A 21,568-nucleotide genomic window follows, 5' to 3' on the forward strand; every position below is an offset into this window, starting at 1 on the left:
CCCACGAGGGGAGAGGGAAGAACAACACTAGAACATCACCACCTGCCGCACCGCCGCCCCCGTCGCCAGGCGATCGAAGGCCTCGTTGATGTCCTCCAGCCTGATCTCATGCGTCAGCAGCCGGTCCACCGGCAGGCGCGCGGCGCGGTACATGCCGATGAAGCGCGGGATGTCGCGCGAGGGCACGCAGGAGCCCATGTAGGAGCCTTTCACGGTACGTTCCTCGGCTACCAGGCTCACAGCGGAAATCGAGAACTGCTTGGACGGGTGCGGCAGGCCGGCGGTGACGGTGGTGCCGCCACGGCGGGTGGCACCGTAGGCCTGCACCAGCACCTGCTCGTGGCCGACGGTCTCGATGGCGAACTGCACGCCGCCATCGGTGAGGTCGCGGACCGCGGCGACCACGTCGGCACCGGGCGCGGCCAGCACGCAGTGCGTGGCGCCCAGTTCGGCGGCCAGCTTGAGCTTCTGCGGCAGCACGTCGATGGCCACCAGCGGGTAGGCGCCGGCGGCCTTGGCACCGACCAGCGCGGCCAGGCCCACGCCACCCAGGCCAAACACGGCGACGCTCTCGCCAGGGGCCACGCGGGCGGTGTTCACCACCGCGCCCATGCCGGTCATCACCGCGCAGCCGAACAGCGCGGCGATCTGCGGCGGCAGGTCGGGGTCGATCTTGACCGCCGAGCGCGCCGACACCACGGTGTACTCGGCAAAGGCCGACACGCCGAGGTGATGGTTCAGTGAATCGTTGTGCTCATGCCAGCGGCGCGCCCCCGACAGCAGCGTGCCGGCGACATTGGCCTTGGCACCGGGCTCGCACAGCGCCGGGCGGCCGCTGGCGCAGGGCAGGCAGTGGCCACAGACCGGCACGAAGGAGAACACCACGCGGTCGCCGATCCGCAGGTCCTGCACGCCGGCGCCGACCTCGACGATCTCGCCGGCGGCCTCGTGGCCCATCACCATCGGCATCACGCGCGGGCGCGAGCCGTCGATCACCGACAGGTCGGAATGGCAGAGGCCGGCGGCCAGCACCTTGACCAGGATTTCGCCAGGGCCCGGCGGGTCCAGGTCCACGGTCTCGATCACCAGCGGCTTGGACTGGGCATAGGGGGCGGGCAGGCCCATCTGGCGCAGCACGGCGGCACGGACTTTCATGCGGTCTCCTTCAAGAGCTTCTGCAGCGCGGCGCGCAGCGTGTCGGGCAGCGCCGCCGGGCGGCGCGTTTGGCGATCAACGAAGACATGGACGAACCAGCCTTCGGCCGCCGGCTGGTCCTGCCCCTCGCGGAACAGGCCGATCTCGTAGCGCACGCTGGAGTTGCCCAGCTTGACCACGCGCAGGCCGGCATCGACCGCGTCGGGGAATTCCAGCGGCGCGTCGAAGCGGCAGTGCGATTCGACGCAGAGGCCGATGTTGGCGCCCTTGTGGATGTCCAGCCCGCCCTGGCGGATCAGGTAGCTGTTGATGACGGTGTCGAAGTAGCTGTAGTACTCGACGTTGTTGACGTGGCCGTAGACGTCGTTGTCCTTCCAGCGGGTGGTGATGGCCTGGAAGTGCGGATAGCCGGCACGGACGCTCATGTTCTCTCCTCGTTCTTTCCGGCATTGGACACGGGGGAGAGGTCGCGGGGCAAGGGCGCAGGCGCCAGGAATGCCGTCGCAGGCGCCAATCAGTCCAGCAGCGGCGCCAGCGAGCGCGGCCGCCAGCGGTAGACCTCGAGATCGATCTTGCCCTTCACGATCTTGACGCCCTCGTTTTTCAGGCGCTTCAGCTGCTCGCGGTTGCCGCGGCTGCCCTCGGGCAAGGAACTCTTGCCCTGGGCGTTGATGATGCGGTGCCAGGGAATCTCCATGCCCGGCGGCACGTGGGCCAGGGCCTGCGCGGTGAGGCGCGGGCGCTTCACGAAGCCGGATTCGGCGGCGATCTGGCCGTAGGTGGCGACACGGCCCAGCGGCACGCGGCGGATCGTGGCCCAGATCTTCTCGAAGTCTTCCTGCAGCTTGCCCATGGCTCAGATTCCCTCCGCATCGACCACGGCGAGCGTCACCGTGGCCTTGGATTGCAGCTCGCGGCGGCCGTCCTCGTATACACCCCAGACCGAGGACTCCACCACGCTGATGCGGCGGCCGGGCTTGAGCACCTCGGACTCGCAGCGGTAGCGCGGCGCGCGGCCGGGCCGCAGGATGTTGATCTTGAACTCCACCGTCAGCACGGCCTGCCCGGCTTGCAGCAAGGTGGTGGCGGCCGCGCCTGCGGTGTGGTCGGCCAGGGTCGCGGCGGCGCCGGCATGCAGCAGGCCGTGATGCTGGGTCAGATGCGGCGCCAGCGCGAACTCGGCGACGATGCGGCCGGGCCCTGCTTCCACTACTTGGGCACCGAGGTTCTGGATGTACGGCGCCTGCTCATAGATGCGGCGCGCCTCGTCGATGGCGGAGGACTGCGCGGGATCGGCGGACATGGCGGCATCCGGGGCGCGGCGGGATGCCGCGTGGGGGATGATAGCGCCTGGGCTTTCCCACGTGGGAGCGACGCAAGTCGCGATCTTTAAAGCCTGGAAGATCGCGACTTGCGTCGCTCCCACAAAGACGGTGTGAATTCAGCCGATGTCCTCTTTTGTAGGAGCGGCTGTTAGCCGCGAGCGCCCTCGCGGCTAACAGCCGCTCCTACAAAAGAAACGACGTCAGCCTGCCAGGATTTCCCTCAACGCCGTCACCAGCGCCGCGCACTGCTCGTCGGTGCCGATGGTGATGCGCAGGAACTGCTCGATGCGCGCGGCCTTGAAGTGGCGCACGATGATCTTGCGTTCGCGCAGCGCGGCCGCGAGCTGTGCGGCGTCACGCCCCGGATGGCGCGCGAACACGAAGTTCGCCGCCGAGGGCAGCACCTCGAAGCCCAGCGCGGCCAGCTCGCCGGCCAGGCGCTCGCGCGTGGCGATCACGGCGCGGCAGGTCTGCTCGAAATACGCCCGGTCTTCCATCGCCGCGGTGGCGCCGGCCTGGGCCAGGCGGTCCAGCGGGTAGGAGTTGAAACTGTTCTTGATGCGCTCCAGCGCGTCGATCAGCCCCGGGTGGCCCAGGGCGAAACCGACGCGCATGCCGGCCAGCGAGCGCGACTTGGAGAAGGTCTGCACCACCAGCAGGTTGGGGTGACGGTCCACCAGGGCCGCGGCGGACTCGCCGCCGAAGTCGATGTAGGCCTCGTCGATCACCACTACCGACTCCGTATTCGCCGCCAGCAGCGCGTCGATCTCGACCAGCGACAGCAGGCAGCCGGTGGGCGCGTTCGGGTTGGGCAGGATCACGCCGCCGTTGGGCCGGGCGTAGTCGGCCACGCGAATGCGGAAAGACTCGTCCAGCGGCAGCGTGCGGTACTCCACGCCGTAGAGTCCGCAGTACACCGGGTAGAAGCTGTAGGTGATGTCCGGGAACAGGATCGGCTGCTCGTGCTTGAGCAGGCCCTGGAAGACGAAGGCCAGCACCTCGTCGGAACCGTTGCCGACGAAGACCTGCGCCGGCTTCAGGCCATGCGCGGCCGCGATGGCGGCCTTGAGCCTGTCGGCGTTCGGGTCTGGATACAGGCGCAGCGACCCGTCCACCGCCGCGGAGATTGCCGCCGTCGCCCTGGGCGACGGCGGGTAGGGATTCTCGTTGGTGTTGAGCTTGATCAGGTCCGCGATCTTTGGCTGCTCGCCCGGGACATAGGGCGTCAGGCCGCGGACCACGCTGCTCCAGTAGCGGTTTGCCTCGCTGCTCATGACGGCTGCTTCCTCAGAGTTCAACCCGCGACTCGCCCTTGCCCAGCTGGCGGCGCATGCGGATGTTCAGCAGTTCCACCGTGACCGAGAAGGCCATGGCGACGTAGACGTAGGCCTTGGGCACGTGGAAGCCCATGCCCTCGCCGATCAGCACCATGCCGATCATGATCAGGAAGGACAGCGCCAGGACCTTGATCGTGGGATGACGCTCGACGAAGCGCGAGATCGCGCCGGAGAAGAACATCATCACGGCGATGGCGATGATGATCGCCGCGATCATCACCTGGACGTTGTCGGTCATGCCGATCGCGGTGATCACCGAGTCCAGCGAGAACACGATGTCCAGGATCATGATCTGCACGATCACCGAAGCGAAGCTCACTCCAATGGCCTTGCCGGCGGCGTTGTTGGCGCCGTGGCCATCGCCCTCGACCGATTCGTGGATTTCCAGCGCGCTCTTGGCCAGCAGGAACAGGCCGCCGCCGACCAGGATGATGGTACGGCCGGACACGGGGGTGTCGCCGACATGGAACAGCGGTGTCGTCAGCTTGGCGACCCAGGCCAGCGACAGCAGCAGCCCAACACGCATCAGGCAGGCACCGGCCAGGCCGATGCTGCGGGCCCGGGCGCGCTGATGCTCGGGCAGCTTGTTGGCCATGATCGACAGGAAAATGATGTTGTCGATGCCGAGAACGATCTCGAGCGCGGTCAGGGTGAAGAGGGCAATCCAGAGTTCAGGCTGTAGCAGGGCGTCCATGGGTGGGCGTCAGGGGGCGGGGCGGGCGGCATTTTAGCCGAGGAGGGCCCACAGACCGTGCCCGGCCGGGCAAGTTCCTGAGGGGGTTGGGGAAATGTGCAGCGTCAGATTCCCTCTCCCGCCAGCGGGAGAGGGAGCCAACCCACGCTTACAGCGTCTTCATGTACTCGATCAGCGCCCGGCGCTCCTGGTCGGTCAGCACGCGGGTGAATTCGTGCCCGCCCTTGTCCTGGCTGTAGTAGAAGCTGTTGTAGACCTTGCGGTCTTCCACCTGCCGGTCGCTGAGGATCGGGGCGTTGATCAGGTTCCAGGCCAGGCCGCCGTTGGCCCAGACCAGGGCCAGGGCGTCCTGGATGGTGGCGCCGTCCGGGTCGTCGCTGCAGTCGTAGAACGGCATGGAGCCGATGCCGCAGCTCAGGGTTTCGTATTTCCAGCCGACGTCGGCCTTGTCGTAGCCGGTGGCCAGCGCGGAGTCGAAGCCCATCACGACCTTGCCTTCCATCCCGGCGGGCGCGGTCTTGGAGTTGCGGCGCCAGATCGCGGGGCGTGCGGTGGGCTGCAGCACCTGCCAGAGGTTGGGCACCGCGCCGTTGTGGAAATACGGCGCGGTGGCCCAGACGCCGTACAGCGGCGGCGCGAGGTAGCCCAGCTTGCGGTCGCCGCGCAGTGCGGTGTCGTTCCAGTCGGCACAGAGCGACACGCCGTTCTCGTTCTTCTCGCCGTCGTTGTAGGCGAACCAGTTGCTGCGCGCGGCCAGCGCCACCAGCTGGCTGTTGCCGTCGAGGCGGCGGCGGTCGGTGGCGATGGTCTCGATCGGCACGATGTTGGCGGCGATGCCTTCCAGCAGCGGCGTGTCGAGATAGGCCTTGTCATGCACGTAGCGCGGCGAGTAGGCACCGTGGCAGCTGGCGCAGGAGCCGTTGCCGCCCTCGGGCTCCGGCACCGGGTTGTGCAGGGTCTCCGCCCAGAGGTTCTTGCTGTGGAAGATCACCGCGCCCTGCTCGGCCATCTTCCGGTCGATGGTCCCGAGCTTGCTCTCCGGCCAGGGCGGCGACTTCAGCGACATGATCCAGGCGTCGCTGTCCTGCTGGTGGTCGATGATCCACTGCTTGTCTTCCGCCATGTTGAAGTGGAAGGGCGTGTTGGGGAAATGGAAGGACAGCTCGATGCGCTTGGCGTCCATCACCTGGCCGCCGTCGAAGAACTTGCCCGAGCGGCTGCCGACGTTCCACCACACCGGCGGATCTTCCGTACCGGTCGAAGGCTGCGTCTGGATCGACAGGTATCCCGGCAGCCCCGGCACGTCGGTGATCGTCAGCGTGCCGAACAGCTGGAAGTTGGTGATGTTGCCGGTGCCGCGCACCTTGTTCTGCGAGATCAGCGCCAGTGCGCTCTGCTGCGGTGCCAGCCGTGCCAGGTCGCTGAACATCACGGTGATGTCGGACAGGGAGTTGGTGCCGTACATGGCACCCAGGCCAGGCCCGTCGCTCTTGTCGCCGACGCCGCCGCCATGGCAGATGTTGCAGGTGACGTTGAGCTTGCCGGTCCAGCTGCCATCCTCGTTGCGCAGCTGCGTCATGCCCATCGGCAGCTGGCCACTGCCGCCGTTCGTTGCATTGGGGTCTTCACCGGGCAGCGGATAAGGATTGGACGTGGGCGACAGCGGCATGCCCCAGCGTTCCGCCACCAGTTCGTCGTAGTTGCCCGGCCGCGCGTCGAGCTTCCAGATGCGGTCCCACATCTGGTTGTACTTGTCCGCACCAAAGGCATAGAAGGCCGTGGGCGCGTTGCCGCCGAAGAAGTGGCCCGCGCCCACTTCACCGTCGCTGGCCACCAGCGGGTAGCCGCGGTCCGAGCGCGCGCGCAGTTCGCCGCAGGTACCTGGATGATTGTCGGCCTGGCAGGTCTGCCACCAGGCGTTCATGTGCACCGCCTTGCCTTCGCTCACCCCCGGCGTCACCAGCTCGCGCGGGTCCTGCGGCACCGGCGTGGAATCCGGTTTGCCGGCGCAGTAGTCGAACCAGTAGTGGCCGCCGCGGCGGCTGCCGAGCAGCGGCAGCTCGCTGACGACACCGCCGCCGATGGTGCCGAGCAGCGCGGCGCAGCCGGAGGCGTCCTCGAAGCATTTGAGCAGCACGTCCATCGCCCTGTAGGCATCGCTGCCCACCGGCCAGGGCGCGCCGCCGCTATGCGGCGTCTCCTGGCCCGACGACATCAGCAGGATGCGCGAGGTGGGGTTGTTGCGGCCCAGCCGCTCCCAGCTGGCGCGCAGGTTGGCCAGGTCCTGCGACCTGTCGGTGGGGTGCAGCATGAAATCCTGCCCATCTTCCACGTCGGCCACGCCGCCGTCGATGTGGCAGGTGCGGCAGAAGTCCAGGCGCGGCTGCACCTGGCCGGTGAAGAGCTGTTCCATGCTGCGCGGCGAGGCCCCGCCACCACCGCCACCGGTCACCGCATCGCTGCGGCCGCTGTAGTCGCCGCAGGCGGAGAGCAGCAGGGCCAGCAGCAGGATTCCGCCTTGGCGGGATTGGGTTTTCATGTTTCAGTCCTATGGTGACTGGGGCGGCATTCCGGTCCTCACCGGCTGCCGCCATGCTTCGAAGATAGCCCGCCCGGGAGGCTGGGGCCACTCGGATTCCGGCGTTGCGGCCATGCCCACCGGGTCGGCAGCAAGCTGCCTCCTACTATGCTTGCCTTGTAGGAGGCAGCTTGCTGCCGACCCGGTGGTTCAGGAAAGGGCCGCCTCATAAGGTCTTCAGGTACTCGATGATCGCGCGCCGCTCCGGGTCGCTCAGCGCCCGCGTGAAGTCATGCCCGGTGTTGCGCTTGGCGAACTGGTGGCTGTTGAAGATCATCCGCTCGCGCACCGCCGCACGCCCCAGCGGCTGCGTCACCTGGTAGCCCAGGCTGTTGAGCGTGCCCGGCAGCGTGTTGATGAACTCCACCAGCGCCGTGAAAGCCGGCGGCGCGTTCTCCAGCTCGCAGGAGACATAGGGCAGGCCGCCCGCACCGCAGAGCAGCGCCTCGTGCTTCCAGCCCAGCCGCTGCTGATCGTAAGCGGCAAGCTCCGTGTCCAGGCCCTCCTCGCCCTCCGCCTGCGTCAGCTGGCGCCGCCACACCGCCGGCCGCTGCTCCGGATCGAGCAGGCTCCACACGTCCGGCACCGAGGCGTTGTGCAGATACGGCGCCGTCGCCCAGACACCGTGCAGCGGCGGCGTCAGATAGCCCACCGCGTCCTCCGGCATCGCGCCCTGCCAGGTGCAGGCACCTTTCACGCGCGTACCGGTGAACACCGTCAGGTCATCGAGCCGCTCCACCACCGCGTTCTTCTCGTCCGGCGACACATAGCCCTCCGAGCCCTCCGGGTAGGAGAACCAGGAGCTGCTCATCACCTCCAGCAGCGGCTTGGTGAATCCGTCCAGCCGCTGCCGGTCGCTGCGGATCTGCTCGATCGGCGCGATATAGCCCGCCATGCCCCGCAGGCGCGGGTCCTCGAGATAGGCCGGGTCATGCGCATAGCGCTCCGCGTACACGCCATGGCAACCCGCGCAGGAGCCGTTCGTGGGCGGACGCGGAATATCCTCGTTCACGCCCGAGCCCCACAGGTCCTTGGCATGGAACAGCACCGCGCCGGCCTTCGCCAGGTTCTCGTCCACCGGCCCCGGATACAGCGGCGATCGCAGCGAATCGATATAGGCCTGCGCATCCAGGCTCTGCGTCTCGATGCGGTCGCGCAGCACGCGGTTGAATTCCTTGTTCATGCCCAGCGGCGATTCCACCGGCCGCAGCGCCTCCAGGATCGCGCTGTTGAGACGCGAGGCATCGTAGGAGAAGCCGCCATCCCAGAACTTGCGCGGCCGATGGCTCGCGTTCCACCACGCCGGCATCTTGGTATCGCCGCCGCCGGAGGTGTTGCCCGGCAGCTGCAGCAGCACCGCGCTGTCCGGCCGCAGGCCCAGCGAGTCGAGATCAAGCAGGCCGATCAGCAGGCCCGACAAGCCCTCCGCATTCGTCACGCCGCGCGTGTCGTTCAAGCCGATCGGCAGCAGGGGCAGCAGCACATCCGACAGCAGCAGCTGGAGGTCACTGGTGTTCGCGCCGAGCCCCGAGACAAACTCCGAGCCCGCTGCGCGCAGCTCACCGCTATGGCAAGCATCGCAGGTGATGCCGATACTGCCGTTGTAGTGGCCCTCCGCATCCTTGATCTGCGTCAGCCCCGCCGGCAGCTCGCCGGAGCCGCCATCGTTGGTCACCGGGTCCTCGCCCGGCAGCGGGTAGGGATTGCGGAAACTCGCCTTCGGCAGGCCGTAGCGCCGCCGCGCCTGCTCATCGAAATCCGCCGGCCGCGCGCTCAAACCCCAGCGCTGCCACATCGCGTTGTACGAGCCCGCGCCGATCAGCCCGCGCCCATGGAAGCTCATCGCCAGCCCGCTGCGCATCAGCGTTTCGCCGGCCGCCACGCGGCTGCGATACTCGCCGCAGCTCTGCGGCTTGCGCCGCGGGTTGTCGCCCGGCCCGGTGCAGTCCTGCCAGTAGGCATTGAAAGCGACCGCGCGCCCCGCGTTCACGCCGGGCCGGATCAACTCGCGCGGGTCCTGCGGCAGCATCGCGCTGTCCGGCTGCCCCTCGCAGAACTCGTCCCTGTAGGAGCGCGCATGGTCGCTGCCCAGCAGCGCCCGCTCCTGCACCGGCGGCTCCACGACACCGCTGCCGGGCGCCGCGGGGCCCGCGTCATCGCTGCGCGAGCAGGCACCCAGCGCCAGGCACACCGACAGCCCCAAGATCTTCCAGGCTCGCGCCATTTTTCTCGTCTCCATGCACCGGGCGCCGGCTGCCTCCTCTTGTGCGGGAAGCTGGCCTGGGCAAAAGCCTACATTTGTAGGTTATGAGGCAAACCATACATTTGTAGGTTTTGGGCGTCAAGCCTTATGCTGCGCGCCATGAACGACCTCCAGGCCGGCCTCTCCGCCCCCCGCGCACCGCTGCAGCAGCGCGGCCAGGCGCGTTTCGAGCTGGTGCTGGAGGAGGCACGCAAGCTGTTGATCGAACAGGGAATGGCAGGCTTTTCGATCCCGGTGCTGGCGGAGCGGCTGGGCTTCACGCGGGCCAGCATCTACAACTTCTTCCCCACGCCCTACGCGGTGCTCAACGAGCTGGCGCGGCGCGAGCTGCAGGACATGGAGCAGCGCCTGGTGGCCCTGCCCGCCGCACATCCGCCGATGTCGTGGACCGAGCAGGTGCGGCTCACGGTGGACACCGCCGCGCGCTTCCACAACGAGCGCCCGGTGGCACGGCTGCTGATCCTGGGCGGCGCGCAGACCGACGAGAGCTACCGCGCGCAGGCGATGACCATCGACCACCTCGGCAGCCTGTCGCAGCGCCTGTTCGCCGACGCCGGCATCCTGCTGCCGCGCGAGCCGGTGGACGTGATGGTGCTGGCGGTGGACCTGGGCACCACCTGCTTCCGCCATTCCGTGCTGCTGCACGGGCACATCACGGATGCGTATCGCGAGGAAGCCACGCGCGCGATGCTGCGGTATCTGACGCCGTATGTGCGGCAGTTGTTGCTGGCACGCAGGCGGGGGTAAGGGCCGGTACCTCTGGTCTCCTCTCTCCCCTCGTGGGAGAGAGGCCGGGAGAGAGGGGGTGCCTGCAATCAGCACCAAGCTATCGTCAAACCTGAGAGAGCCCCCTCTCCCCTAACCCCTCTCCCACGAGGGGAGAGGGGAACACGGACTACAAGGTCTTCAGGTACTCGATGACCGCCTTGCGCTCCTGCCCGGTCAGCACGTCGGTGAAGTCATGTCCCGCGTTGCTGTTGCCGAGGATGCGCGTGTCGTAGACCAGGCGCTTGTCGAAGGCGCCGGGCGTCGGGTCGGGCAGCAGCACCAGGCCGGCGTAGCTCACCGTGCCGTTGAGCAGGTTCTGCACGATCTGCACCAGCGACGGGTTGTCGCGGGCGATGGGGTTGCAGGCCATCAGCGGGTTGCCCGGGATGTCGCTGCAGTCCAGCACCTCGTGCTTCCAGCCGATCGCCGTGAAGTCATAGGCCTCGCCCAGGCGCTGGTCGAAGCCGGTGACGCCGTCGACGGTCTGCAGCTGGCGCCGCCAGATCGGCTTGCGCTGCGATGAAGCCAGCAGCTGCTCCAGCGTCGGCACCGAGCCGTTGTGCAGATAGGGCGCGGTGGCCCAGACGCCGTACAGCGGCGGCGCCTGGTAGCCGATGGTTTCCTTCTGCCAGCCGCAGGCGCCCACCGGCCGCAGCGGGCTCATGTCGTCGAGCAGCTCCACCGCCACGTTCTTTTCGTCGGGCGAGACATAGCCCTCCGCGCCTTCCGGGTAGCCCCAGTAGGTGGTGTCCCACTGCAGGCGCAGCGTCGGCGTCAGCATGTCGGAGCGCGCGGGGTCGGTACCGATCACCGCCAGCTCGACGATGTGGCCGGCCACGCCCTCCATGTCGGGCGACTCCAGGTAGTTGCTGTCGTTGACGTAGCGCGGCGAGTACACGCCGTGGCAGCTGGCGCAGGAGCCATTGCCGCCGGCCGGCTTCGGCCGTGGGTTGTCCAGGCCAGCACCCCACAGGTCCTTGCCGTGGAAGATCACGGCGCCCTGCTCGGCCAGCGGGGTGTCGATGGCGCGCGGATACGGCGGCGAGCGCAGCGACAGGAAGAAGGCCTCCAGGTCCTGGTCGTACTTCTCGACGCGCTCGCGGTAGTACTTGCCGTCGGCGCTGATCAGGTTGCCGAACTCGCCGGGACCGGCGGCCATGATGATGCGGGTGCTGTCGTTGGAGACACCGGCGTCGAAGAACTTGCGCGGACGCGAGCCCATGTTCCACCAGGCCGGCGTGTCCTGCGTGTGCGCCAGCGGATGCGACACGTCGAGCACGCCGCCCAGCGGATTCGCCGGATTCACGAACATCTTCACCGGGATCGGGTTCAGGCCCAGGCTGTCGACGTCGAGGATCGTGTTGAGCAGCTCGAAGGCGCCCACCGCGTTGTTCTGCCCGCGCTGCTGCACGCCGATGTTGAACAGCGTGCCGACGTCCAGCGTCGGCAGCAGCGGCGTCAGGAGGGTGCCGGCCCAGGGCGCGTTGTCGCGCCCGTTCATCAGCGTGTCGTAGTTGTTGTTGCCGACGCCCAGGTTCTCCATGCCGGCGATGATGTCGCCGGCCGTGGGATCGCCGATCTGGCCGCCGTGGCACTGGAAGCAGGCGCCGCTGCCGATCCTGCCGTTCCACTTGCCGTCGTCGTCCTTGAGCTGGCGCAGGCCCAGCGGCAGCTGGCCGCTGCCGCCGTTCATGCCCGGTGCGTTGGGGTCTTCGCCCGGACGCGGATAGGGATTGCGGAAGGGCGCGGCGTTGAGGCCATAGCGCAGCGTGTAGAGCTGGTCGAAATTCGCCGGCCGCGCTGCCAGGCCCCACTTCTTCCAGCTGTTGTCGTAGTCCTCCGCCGTCAGGTTGCCGCCCGGCAATTCATCCATCAGGAAGTGCAGGCCGCCGTCGCGGCGCGTGCGGTATTCGCCGCAGGTCCTGGCCTGCTGCTCTTCCGCCGGCAGCTTGGCGTGGCAGTCGGTCCACCAGGCGTTGTAGTACACCGCCTTGCCTTCGTTCACGCCCGGCTGGATGCGCGTGCGCGGGTCGCGCGGCAGCAGCGCGTTGTCCGGCTTGCCTTCGCAGTAGCTGGCCCAGACATGCACCGCATGCTTGCTGCCCAGCAGCGGCAGTTCGGTGATCACGCCGCCGCCGCTGAGCACGCATTGCGTCGGACTCTCGAAGCACTTGAGCAGCGCTGCCATCGCCTTGTAGGCGTCGCTGCCCACCGGCCAGGGCGCGCCGCCGGTATGCGGGGTCTCCTGCCCGGAGGACATCAGCAGGATGCGCGAGGTCGGATTGTTCCTGCCCAGGCGCTCCCAGCTGGCGCGCAGGTTGGCGAGGTCCTGCGAGCGGCGGCTGGAGAGCATGAAGTCATGCCCGTTTTCCACGTCGGCCACGCCGCCGGGGATATGGCAGGTGCGGCAGAAGTCCAGGCGCGGCTGCACCTGGCCGGAGAAGTACTCTTCCATGCTGCGCGCGCCGCCGCTGCCGGAGCCGCCGCCCGACACCGGGTCGCTGCGCCCCGGGGCACAGGCCGCGAGCAGGGCCGCCAGGGCAATGGCCGCAAGGCGGCCGCCGGTCATGGTCTTCATTGCGTTCTCCTCCGCATAGGGGGTGGCCGCGGTCTGCGCCGCCTGGCTGCCTTTGCCGGTCGTCACTGCAAGTCGCCGTTCGCCCTGAGCCTGTCGAAGGGTGAACCGCAGCAAGGCCCAAACAGCGACTTTCGTAACTTTCCTGACGGGCTTAAGCTAACCCGAGCGAAGACTCGGTAACTACTCGGGTTCATCCGGCAAGCAACCGGGCCTGTCCGGAGGGGACAAAACATGGCGCAGGCATTTGATCTGACGCCCAAAAAGCTGCCGCTGCAGGCACGCGCGCGGGCCACCGTGGATGCCATGCTCGATGCCTGTACTCGGCTACTGGTGGCCGAGGGCTACGAAGCCGTGTCCACCAACCGCATCGCCGAGGTGGCGGGCGTCAGCATCGGCTCGCTCTACGAGTACTTTCCCAACAAGCAGTCGCTGGTGGCCGCCGCGCTGTCGCGCACCCTGCGCGAGATCGTCGCCGAGATGGGCGTCAGCCTGCACAAGGCGCTGGCCCTGCCCCGGCAGCCGCATGACGGCATCGACTACTGGATGCGCGCCATGGTTGCCTCGCTGGACAAGCGCGCCGACCTGCTGCGCGTGGCGCTGCGCGAGGTGCCCTTCCTGTGGGAGATCCCCGAGGTGCGCGAGCTGTCGCAGACCCTGCAGCAACTCGGGCAGGAAGGCCGCTACAAGAGCCAGCGCGTGATCCAGTTCGAGGACCCCGAGGCCAGCACCTACCTGCTGACGAACATGACCTGGGCCGCGATGCTGCAGACCGTGCTGCACCGGCCGCCGCATTTGTCGCGGGAGCGGCTGACGCGGACGCTGGTGGATATGGTGTTGAAGCTGTTGTGAGGGGTTTCTGTAAATCTGGCCTTAGCTAGCCAAACCACCGTTCACAGAAACCCTCTCCCGCCTTTCAGGCACCCTCTCCCGCAAGCGGGAGAGGGGACGGATAAACCCGGCCGCCGGTTCCGATGCCGCGTTTCCGCTCAGCGCTTCCTGAGCTTGTACGCCACCACCGAGTCACCCAGCGTGGAGCCATACATGCTGTGCCCACCCGCCGGGATCACGACGTACTGCTCACCGCCGGCCTCGTAGCTCACCGGCACGGCGGTACCGGCTGCGGGCAGGTCGGTCTTCCACAGCACCTGGCCGGTGTGCAGGTCGAAGGCGCGCATCGAGTCGTCCAGCGTGTAGCCGATGAACACCAGGCCGCCGGCCGTGACCAGCGGGCCGCCGGCGCCCGGCGTGCCGAGGTTCAGGTCCATGAGGTCGAAGGGCGGCTTCATCGGCATCAGCTTCTCGATGCTGCCCAGCGGCACTTCCCAGACGATCTTCTTCCTGGCCAGGTCCACCGCCGTGAGCGCGGCCCAGGGCGGCGCCGAGCAGGGCGAACCCAGCGGCGACAGCAGCGGCGAGATTTCGTAGACGAAAGGCGAACCCTTGGCCGGGAAGGCCATGGTGCCGCCCAGCTCCACCTTGGCCATTTCGCCGGGCTTGGCCTTGGCCACCGGAACCAGGGCCACGATCGTCGGAACGCGGTTGGACGGCACCACCATGATGCCGCTGGCCGGGTCGTAGGCGCCGCCACCCCAGTTGGGCCCGCCGCCGACCGAAGGCGAGAAGATGGTGCCCTTCTCGCTCGGCGGCGTGAAGATGGCGCCGTAGTTCAACTCCTCCGCCTTGCGGCGGCAGAGCCAGCGGTCGATGGGGGTGAAGCCCCAGGCGTCATCCGGAGAAAACTTCTGCGGCGCCAGCGTCGGCATGCCCACCGGGAACGGCTGCGTCGGCGAAAGCTGCTCGCCCGCCACCTTGCCCAGCTGCGAAACACGGCGCTCCTGGATCGGCACCAGCGGCTCGCCGGTGGCGCGGTTGAAGACGAAGATCAGTCCGGTCTTGTTGTTCTGCACCAGCGCCGGCACCGTGCTGCCGTCCGGCAGCTTCCAGTCGATCAGCAGCGGCTCCGAAGGCGTGTCGTAGTCGAACACGTTGTGGTGCACGAACTGGAAGTGCCAGACCACCTGGCCCGTCGAGCCCCTGAGCGCGACGATGGACGAGGAGTAACGGTTGTCGCCGGCGCGCGTGCCGCCGTAGAAATCGCCGGAGGGGCTGGTCGTGGGCAGGTACACCAGGTCCAGCTTCTGGTCCACGGCCATGTTGGCCCAGACGTTGCCGGCGCCGAAGCCCTCGGCCGTACCCTTGGCCCAGGTCTTGGCCGCGGGGTCCGCCGGATCGCGCGGCAGCGGGTCGAAGCTCCACAGCGCCTTGCCGCTGCGCGCATCGAAGGCCAGCACCTGGCCGCTGGGCGCATCGACGCGCTGGTTGTCCGCCACCGCCGAGCCCACCACCACCACGCCGTTGACCACCGCGGGCTTGGAGCCGGCCACCACCTCGCCGGCGAACAGCTCCGGCTTGCTCGGCTTCATCTTCACTTCGCCGTTGCTGCCGAAGTTCTCGCAGCGCTTGCCGTCCTTCGAGTCGAAAGCGACCAGGCGATAGTCGGCGGTGCCGAGCAGCATGCGCGACTTGCAGTGACTACCTTCCGCGGCCTTGTCGTCCACCCAATGCGAAATGCCGCGGCACTTGCGCATGCCCAGCTTCGGGTCCTTGGGGTCGAACACCCAGCGCTGCTTGCCGGTGGCGGGGTCGAGCGCGATCACGCGGCGCGAGGTGGTGCAGACCAGCAGGTTGCCGTCGACCAGGCTCGGCTGGTCCTCGAAGGCGATCAGCGCCATGCCGGGCTTCTTCGGCGGCACTTCACCCGTGTGGTATTCCCAAGCCAGTTCCAGATTCGCGACGTTGCCCTTGTTGATCTGCTTCAGCGGGGAATACTTGGTGCCCATCTGGTGCGTCTCGGGATCTGCCGCCGTGGCACCCAGGGCCACCGTCAGCAGGGCCAGCAGCGACGCGCGGCGGCACCGCCGGGCGATACGAATGATGCTCACAGGGTCTCTCCCCCAACTTTTATGTCATGGCTATGACACCAATATAGGGAACCGCGCTGCGAGTCAAGACTTGTAGCACCGGCAGCCTCGAGTGCTGCGCTCAGGAGCAAGCCGCGGGGCGCTCCTTCCCGCTCAGTCCCTGGCAGCCCCGAAGAGGATGCCCCGGCGGGCGAGCAACAGGATCGCGGTCGGCCAGAACAGCGTGTTCAGGATGTCGTGCGCGCTGTAGTCCCATCTCAGGTGGCCATACGTGACCATGTCGTCGCGAAAATCCAGGAGTTCCACCGCAACCGCCATGGCCGCCACCATGAACCACGGCAGCAGCGCTCGAAGGGATTTGCGGAACACCAGCGCCGAGGCGAACAACATGCCAAGGCCGGCATAAGCATGCAACGCGTCCCGATCCAGCCCGCTGACGGACATTATGGAAAGCTTCAGCGATTGGAAGGAGGTGATGTCCATGGCCGGAGATGTTCTTTCATCCGGCGATGGCTGGCTACGGCCTTAGCCCCGAAAACCTGCATTGCCACATTTCCTGCACGAAGTTTCACGGAATCTGCACAAGGCCTGCGCAGCCCCGGCACCCGCGGCCGCGATGCTGCGGCCATGCGAATCCTCCACCTGTACCCGCCCATCGCTTCCGACTCCCACGGAAGACCCCCACCCCGTTTGTACCGAACCCGGGACGGACACCTCAGCCTGAACTGCGGCCCTTCGCGCAGGCGCAAGCTCAAGGTGTGGATGCTCTTGCGACTGCGCTATGGGCTTGCGCCGCAGGCCGGCAGCGATGGCTGCCGGTTCGTGCGCGGCGATATCCGGTTGCGGGTGCAGGACGGCGCCGGACTAAGCTTGGTGTCGGACTCGGATGTGGCGGATGTTTTGTTGCGGCGGTTGTGGGCGGAGTTGTGAGCGGAAACAAGCGGGCGCCGACGAACCGTGAAATCAGCGTAGCCTGGTTTGCCGCAGGCAAGCCGGGAGCGAACTTGCAGGGTCAGCTCCCGGCTTCGCTACGCGAATCCAGGCTACGAAAGCCGGAAAGCCCTGTGTTCTTGTCCACCGGGTCGCGAGCAAGCTCGCTCCCTTACAGACTCGCCACCCGCCTCCGCTCTCTACGCTGCCGCGCTCTCCGCAATCCCCGTCCAGCTCCCCACGTCGATCGGCCCCGCAGCGGGTTCGATGCGCACGGGAATACCCGTCAGGTGCGCCATGCCGGAGATGGACTCCACCGCGTCCGGGCCATCCGCCGACAGCAGGTTCACGTTGGCGCCGCCGAGCTTGCTGGCCACGCCGAGGCCGCGGGCGTGCTGGTGGCCCCAGCCGTGGGGGATGGCGACGGTGCCGGGCATCAGGGTTTCCAGCAGCTTTACCGGCAGGCGGATGGTGTTGGTGCGCGAGTGGATGTCGGCCGCGGCTTTTTCCGTGAGGCCCTTGGCGCGGGCGTCGTCGGGGTGCATGTAGAGGTAGTTGGTCTGGCCCATTTCGCCGTTGGTGAGTTCAGCGATGTTCTGCGTCCAGGAGTTGTGCGTGCTGTGCATGCGCTTGGAGATCAGGCGCAGTTCGCCACGCGCGTAGCTGGCGCTCTCGTCGGCGAAGATGCCAGCGAGGCGCGGGGTCTGCTGCATCAGCATCTCCGGCGCCAGGTGCACCTTGCCATCGTCGGTCACCACACGCTTGCCGAGGTAGCTCTCCGGCTTGGGGCCGCCGCGCCAGATGGCGCCCTGCGGCTTGTTCACCAGGTCGCGGAAGCGGCCGACCTTGCTGGAGCGCAGGATCAGGTCAAGGATCAGCGCGATGGGCAGCGAGGGCTGCCTGCCGCGGCGGAAGGGTGCGTTGGCCCAGAGCATGAGCTGCATGATCCACTGCAGCGGCCTGGCGCCGAACAGGCTGATGCCGCTGGCGCGCGCCAGCTCGGTGTAGATCGTCGCTTCGTCGCGCTGCTCGCCGGTGGGGGCGACGATGGCATCGGTGGCGGCAATGTACGAGCGCGACTGCATGCCCAGGAACAGCGGGAACACGAAGGGCAGGTCGGCGCGTTCCAGCGGCGAGGTGGCGGGCAGCACGTAGTGCGCCAGGCTCGCGGTTTCGTTGAGGTAGATGTCGGTGACCACCAGCAGCTCCAGCTCGCCCATGGCTTTGCGCAGGCGGGCGGAGTTGGGCATGGTCATCAGCGGGTTGCCGCCGGTGACGAACAGCGCCTTGATCTGCCCGGTGCCAGGCTTGAGGATTTCGTCGGCGAGGATGCCGCCGGGGAAGCCGCCGTTGAGTTCGCGGAACTGGCCCACGCGCGAGCGCTTGAGGCGCTGGAACAGGCCTTCCTTCTTCGCATAGGCCGCGAAGTCGAACAGGCCCTCGCCCAGCAGCATGCCGCCCTGGCGGTCGAGATTGCCGCTGAGGGCGTTGATCGCGTCGGCCAGCCACTGCGCCAGCGTGCCGTGCCGGCCCATGCCGAGGCCTGTGCCGGTGACGATGGCCGAGGCGCCGGCGGCGATGTAGTCCGCCACCATGGCCTTGAGCGCCGTGGCGTCGATGCCGGTGAGCGGCGCGGTCTTGTCGGCCGGCCACTCGCGCGCCAGCTGCTCAACTTGCTCCAGCCCGGTCATGTAGCGCTGCGCGCGCTCGCGGTCCACGCCGTCCTGCGCGAACAGCTCGTGCAGGAAGGACAGGAAGAAGAACACATCGGTATTCGGGCGGATGAACTGGTGCGCGTCCGCCATTCTGGCGGTCTCGGTCTCGCGCGGGTCCACCACCATGATGCGGCCGCCGCGCTTGCGCACTTCCTTCAGGCGCTTGCCGGGGTGCGCCACCTGCAGGAAGGTCCACTTGGACACCACCGGGTTGGTGCCCACGATGAGCATGTACTTCACATGGTCCAGGTCCACGAAGGGCTGGGTGAAGGGAAAGCCATACATCTCGGTGGCGGACGCAAAGCGGTTGGCGCAATCCTGGGTGGAGGATGAGAACACGTTGTGCGAGCCCAGGCCTTTCATGAAGCCTTCGGCAAAGATCGGGTGCAGCAGGCTGAAGCCCGCGGCGGTGCCCACGTACATGGAGACGGCGTCCGGGCTGACCGCGCGCAGGCTCTTCACCTTGGCGCCGATCTCGGCGTAGGCCTGGGCCCAGCCGATGCGCTCGAAACGGTCGCCGACCCGCTTGAGCGGGTATTGCAGGCGATCCGGCGAGTCGTACATCTTGTGCTGGTTGAGCCCCTTCATGCAGGCAAAGCCGTCGGTGCCGATGTGGTCCTTGTGGGGCTTGAGGTCCACCACCTTGCCGCCTTCGATCTCCGCCACCAGCCCGCAGGAGGCCTCGCAGATCCTGCAGAAGGTGTGTTTGGTCTCTTTCATGCGCAAAGCCCTCTCCCGGCCATGTAGCCAACTTAGCGCTGGCTGGCACCGGGGGTCTCGTCTGAGGGGGTGAGATCATGGGAGAAAGCGGACGCTGGACCGGCGTTCATTTCGCCTTGCTCCAGGCGCAGTTCTCCCTGGGGACCATTTTACGCGGGTGGGGTGGGTTCTCCTGACGGAGTTCCGTATTTTTGGGGCAGGCCGAAAGGCGTGCGGCCGCGGGGGGAAATATCTGTCCCCTTTAATTTGCTTTAATTAGACATGGATGGGGGTGCCGCCGGGGGAGTATCGGGGGCGGGGGGTGTAGCGGTGGTAGAAATCTGTCCCCGCCATGTCCCCTTTACTCGGTCCCCCGGCAGCTCCTCTCGGAATGTAGAGAGCGCTTACGACAGAATCAGTAGCTTTTTCAGGGAATGCAATGCGCGAGCTCTGGCACCCTGCGTCGTGGCTTGCAGGAATTGTGTTGCAGCAGCGGCGACGTCTACCTCCCGGAAATCGGCCTCCCAGCCGTACTTCCATAGCCTTCTATTTAGCCTACAGGCACCAATCGTGAAATGTCCCTTACGGGATTTGTCCACGTAAAACATGCCGAACTGCTCGATGTGATCGGTCCATGTATCAAAGTGAGGGTGCACGATCCAAAATGCGCTGGCCGAACGGGGGTACCGTCGTCTAGTTACGCCCCGAACGACAGTATCGGGCACGTCATTCATCACTTCCTGATCGCGTTTGATCTCGTTGCAGTCAGCACAGATGACACACAAATTTTTCGGCTCAAACATAAAGTGTCGATAGAGAGACTTCGGCGCGATGTGCTCAACATGGCAATTGCTCGCCGACTGCAGAGAAACTGCATTTCGACAGAACGCACAAACGCCTAACTGCATGTCTCGATAGTGATTGCGCATGAAGGAACGCAGAACCGCAAGCTCATCCTCATTCCAACTTGCATGAGAAAATTCCACATTCGCCAGTGTTTTAGCAATCAATTTCCTGTCGGCTTCTGAGAAGCATGTCGGATTCGATATATCAGCCATAGGCTTGGGCCATCTCCTCCAGCGCCGCTATCAAGTCGCGGAGAGGATCATCCTCGCGTAGCTCATCCGCGACTTTACGTAGAGTTCGCAGGCTCTCCAGGGATTGTTCGTCGAAATTTTTGGCCTTGGTGACCTTTGCGAAGGTATTCAGAGCGATGCGATTCAGGTACTCATTCCGGTGCCCCGGCGCATTGAATAGTTCCGCGAGCTGAAAGTCGACGGACCGATGCGAATAGGTTCTTGCGCTTCGGGCGGTACCACTCTCCATTGCCATGACATAGCAATTTCCATCCGGGATGTTCGCGACCATCTGAGGAGAATGCGTGGCAATGACGAAGTGACAGTCTCGATATCCATTAAAGGTATGGAAAAGCAAATCGATGTATCGCTCCTGCCATTCTGGATGCAGACAGACTTCGGGTTCGTCTATGCAGACTAGGGCGCCATCCATAATTTGGCTACCAATACCAAGTAGCCCCATAACAACCGCCTGCTCACCGGAGCTTGCCTCATGTAGCAAGATCGGGCGCTCAACTCCTGGCTTCGAGAGTGACACCTCTCTGAGCCTCAGAATTCCGGAGGAAGCCACTTGGATTAAGTCGCCTCTGTCGATTGCCGGATGCCCCCCTACATGTACACCCTCGGAACTAACAGCGATATCTATGCGGCGTCTGCCTACAGCGCTGCAAAGTTTCTTGGCTATCGAGAAGAGCTTTCTGAGCTGAGGCCGCCCCATGGCTTGGAGTTTGCGCAAAGGAGGGTTGCCGTCGTTGGGCATCATCATTGGCCGACGCAAATACTCGTCAATATACCCATGCGGATCGTCAGTGCTTGAGATTTCCTCAATGAACTTTTCCGAGGGCCACATAAATCTAGCGTGGACGACTCCTTCATAGCCGAGATAGTTCAGCACGCCGGCAATAGCGGCGGCCTGCTCTGAACTTCGGTCCGCGGCCTCGATCAGTGCAAACATGATCCGTGACATATATGCGAGCCCTAGATTCTGGCTTGGAAGGCCGCGCAGCCCGAGATAGCTATACCCATCGGTCACCCTGTCGCGCCGAAGTACAGGGAACTTATCGAATGGGCTAGTGGATACACAGATAATTTTGGTGGGCGCAAATGCCATTCTTAGAGCACCAGAAGAATCTACCGACAAGCTCGACTGGTCTTCGCGAACCAGCAAATTCCGATCGACTACTTCGCCGATCAATTGATTCACCAGTTCCCTCAGTAGCCGGCTCTTACCCGTCCCATTTCGACCGACAATTAAGGTAAAGGTATTCTTGCCAAGCCGGCCTCTCGAACCTTTCGCCTCGACGAACTCGAAGCGTCCGGAACTGGTTGTGTAGCTACGTAGCACTCGGAACTCCCCCGTTCAAAAGGCCCCGCAATAGTACCTCGGGGACCCCTTCGTGGCGCCAAGACGCCGAAGGTATGTCATAACGCTTGACCATCACCTACAGCAACCTGATCACTGAATCAGGTTGTTCCTTCTGGGAAAGTAGCAGTTGCGCCGCTTGAGCAAAAAAGGGCGAAACTCATTT

16 protein-coding genes are annotated in these 21,568 nt (G+C 66.0%); 2 read left to right on the forward strand and 14 right to left on the reverse strand.

Translation table 11 applies throughout. The features are described from left to right. Positions 1-27 precede the first annotated feature (27 nt). The 8 genes from D0B54_RS23665 to D0B54_RS23700 form a co-directional block, all read right to left on the reverse strand. On the reverse strand, positions 28-1,155 hold the full coding sequence (locus D0B54_RS23665; protein ID WP_117294777.1) for a zinc-dependent alcohol dehydrogenase family protein: 1,128 nt from the start codon (positions 1,153-1,155) through the stop codon (positions 28-30). Further along, complete coding sequence (locus tag D0B54_RS23670; RefSeq protein ID WP_117294779.1) at positions 1,152-1,580, reverse strand: acyl-CoA thioesterase; 429 nt, start codon at positions 1,578-1,580, stop codon at positions 1,152-1,154. The genes D0B54_RS23665 and D0B54_RS23670 overlap by 4 nt, the downstream gene beginning before the upstream one ends. Positions 1,581-1,669: 89 nt before the next feature. Continuing rightward, positions 1,670-2,008: an MGMT family protein gene (locus D0B54_RS23675; RefSeq protein WP_117294780.1), complete on the reverse strand. Its 339-nt coding sequence runs from the start codon at positions 2,006-2,008 to the stop codon at positions 1,670-1,672. A gap of 3 nt (positions 2,009-2,011) precedes the next feature. Then, positions 2,012-2,458, reverse strand: coding sequence for a PaaI family thioesterase (locus tag D0B54_RS23680; protein ID WP_117294782.1), 447 nt, complete (start codon positions 2,456-2,458; stop codon positions 2,012-2,014). Between the two features lie 222 nt (positions 2,459-2,680). Continuing rightward, positions 2,681-3,754 (reverse strand): histidinol-phosphate transaminase, encoded by a 1,074-nt coding sequence (hisC, locus tag D0B54_RS23685; protein WP_117294784.1) that lies wholly within the window; start codon positions 3,752-3,754, stop codon positions 2,681-2,683. 13 nt (positions 3,755-3,767) lie between these two features. Beyond that, positions 3,768-4,511 (reverse strand): TerC family protein, encoded by a 744-nt coding sequence (locus D0B54_RS23690; RefSeq protein WP_117294786.1) that lies wholly within the window; start codon positions 4,509-4,511, stop codon positions 3,768-3,770. A gap of 148 nt (positions 4,512-4,659) precedes the next feature. Beyond that, on the reverse strand, positions 4,660-7,050 hold the full coding sequence (roxB, locus tag D0B54_RS23695; protein WP_117294788.1) for a rubber dioxygenase RoxB: 2,391 nt from the start codon (positions 7,048-7,050) through the stop codon (positions 4,660-4,662). Between the two features lie 205 nt (positions 7,051-7,255). Continuing rightward, positions 7,256-9,313 carry a hypothetical protein gene (locus D0B54_RS23700; protein ID WP_117294790.1) on the reverse strand — a complete coding sequence of 686 codons (2,058 nt, stop codon included), beginning with the start codon at positions 9,311-9,313 and terminating at the stop codon, positions 7,256-7,258. Between the two features lie 138 nt (positions 9,314-9,451). Here D0B54_RS23700 and D0B54_RS23705 point away from each other — a divergent pair, with 138 nt between their 5' ends. Beyond that, positions 9,452-10,099: a TetR/AcrR family transcriptional regulator gene (locus D0B54_RS23705; RefSeq protein WP_162932664.1), complete on the forward strand. Its 648-nt coding sequence runs from the start codon at positions 9,452-9,454 to the stop codon at positions 10,097-10,099. A 148-nt stretch (positions 10,100-10,247) separates the two neighbouring features. Here the strand turns inward: D0B54_RS23705 and roxC are convergent, their stop codons facing one another. Then, the gene (gene roxC / locus D0B54_RS23710) at positions 10,248-12,764 is read right to left on the reverse strand and encodes a putative rubber dioxygenase RoxC (RefSeq protein ID WP_117294794.1); all 2,517 of its coding nucleotides are present in this window, start codon (positions 12,762-12,764) and stop codon (positions 10,248-10,250) included. A 165-nt stretch (positions 12,765-12,929) separates the two neighbouring features. On the opposite strand from roxC, the gene D0B54_RS23715 reads away from it, so the two are divergent. Beyond that, positions 12,930-13,547: a TetR/AcrR family transcriptional regulator gene (locus D0B54_RS23715; RefSeq protein WP_117294796.1), complete on the forward strand. Its 618-nt coding sequence runs from the start codon at positions 12,930-12,932 to the stop codon at positions 13,545-13,547. Between the two features lie 137 nt (positions 13,548-13,684). On the opposite strand, the gene D0B54_RS23720 is transcribed toward D0B54_RS23715, so the two are convergent. The 5 genes from D0B54_RS23720 to D0B54_RS23745 all read right to left on the reverse strand — a co-directional run bounded on the left by D0B54_RS23720 (position 13,685) and on the right by D0B54_RS23745 (position 21,384). Further along, a complete protein-coding gene (locus D0B54_RS23720) occupies positions 13,685-15,640 on the reverse strand; it encodes a pyrroloquinoline quinone-dependent dehydrogenase (protein WP_117294798.1) in 1,956 nt (651 codons plus the stop codon). A gap of 132 nt (positions 15,641-15,772) precedes the next feature. Continuing rightward, positions 15,773-16,102, reverse strand: a complete 330-nt coding sequence (locus D0B54_RS23725) for a hypothetical protein (protein WP_117294800.1) — start codon at positions 16,100-16,102, stop codon at positions 15,773-15,775. 647 nt (positions 16,103-16,749) lie between these two features. Continuing rightward, a complete protein-coding gene (locus D0B54_RS23735; RefSeq protein ID WP_117294804.1) occupies positions 16,750-18,984 on the reverse strand; it encodes a molybdopterin-containing oxidoreductase family protein in 2,235 nt (744 codons plus the stop codon). A 383-nt stretch (positions 18,985-19,367) separates the two neighbouring features. Next, entirely contained in the window at positions 19,368-20,021 is a 654-nt protein-coding gene (locus tag D0B54_RS23740) for a hypothetical protein (RefSeq protein WP_117294806.1), read from the reverse strand. Then, positions 20,014-21,384 carry an ATP-binding protein gene (locus tag D0B54_RS23745; RefSeq protein ID WP_162932665.1) on the reverse strand — a complete coding sequence of 457 codons (1,371 nt, stop codon included), beginning with the start codon at positions 21,382-21,384 and terminating at the stop codon, positions 20,014-20,016. The genes D0B54_RS23740 and D0B54_RS23745 overlap by 8 nt, the downstream gene beginning before the upstream one ends. Positions 21,385-21,568: the final 184 nt, after the last annotated feature.

This window comes from Solimonas sp. K1W22B-7, assembly GCF_003428335.1.
GTDB lineage: Bacteria > Pseudomonadota > Gammaproteobacteria > Nevskiales > Nevskiaceae > Solimonas_A.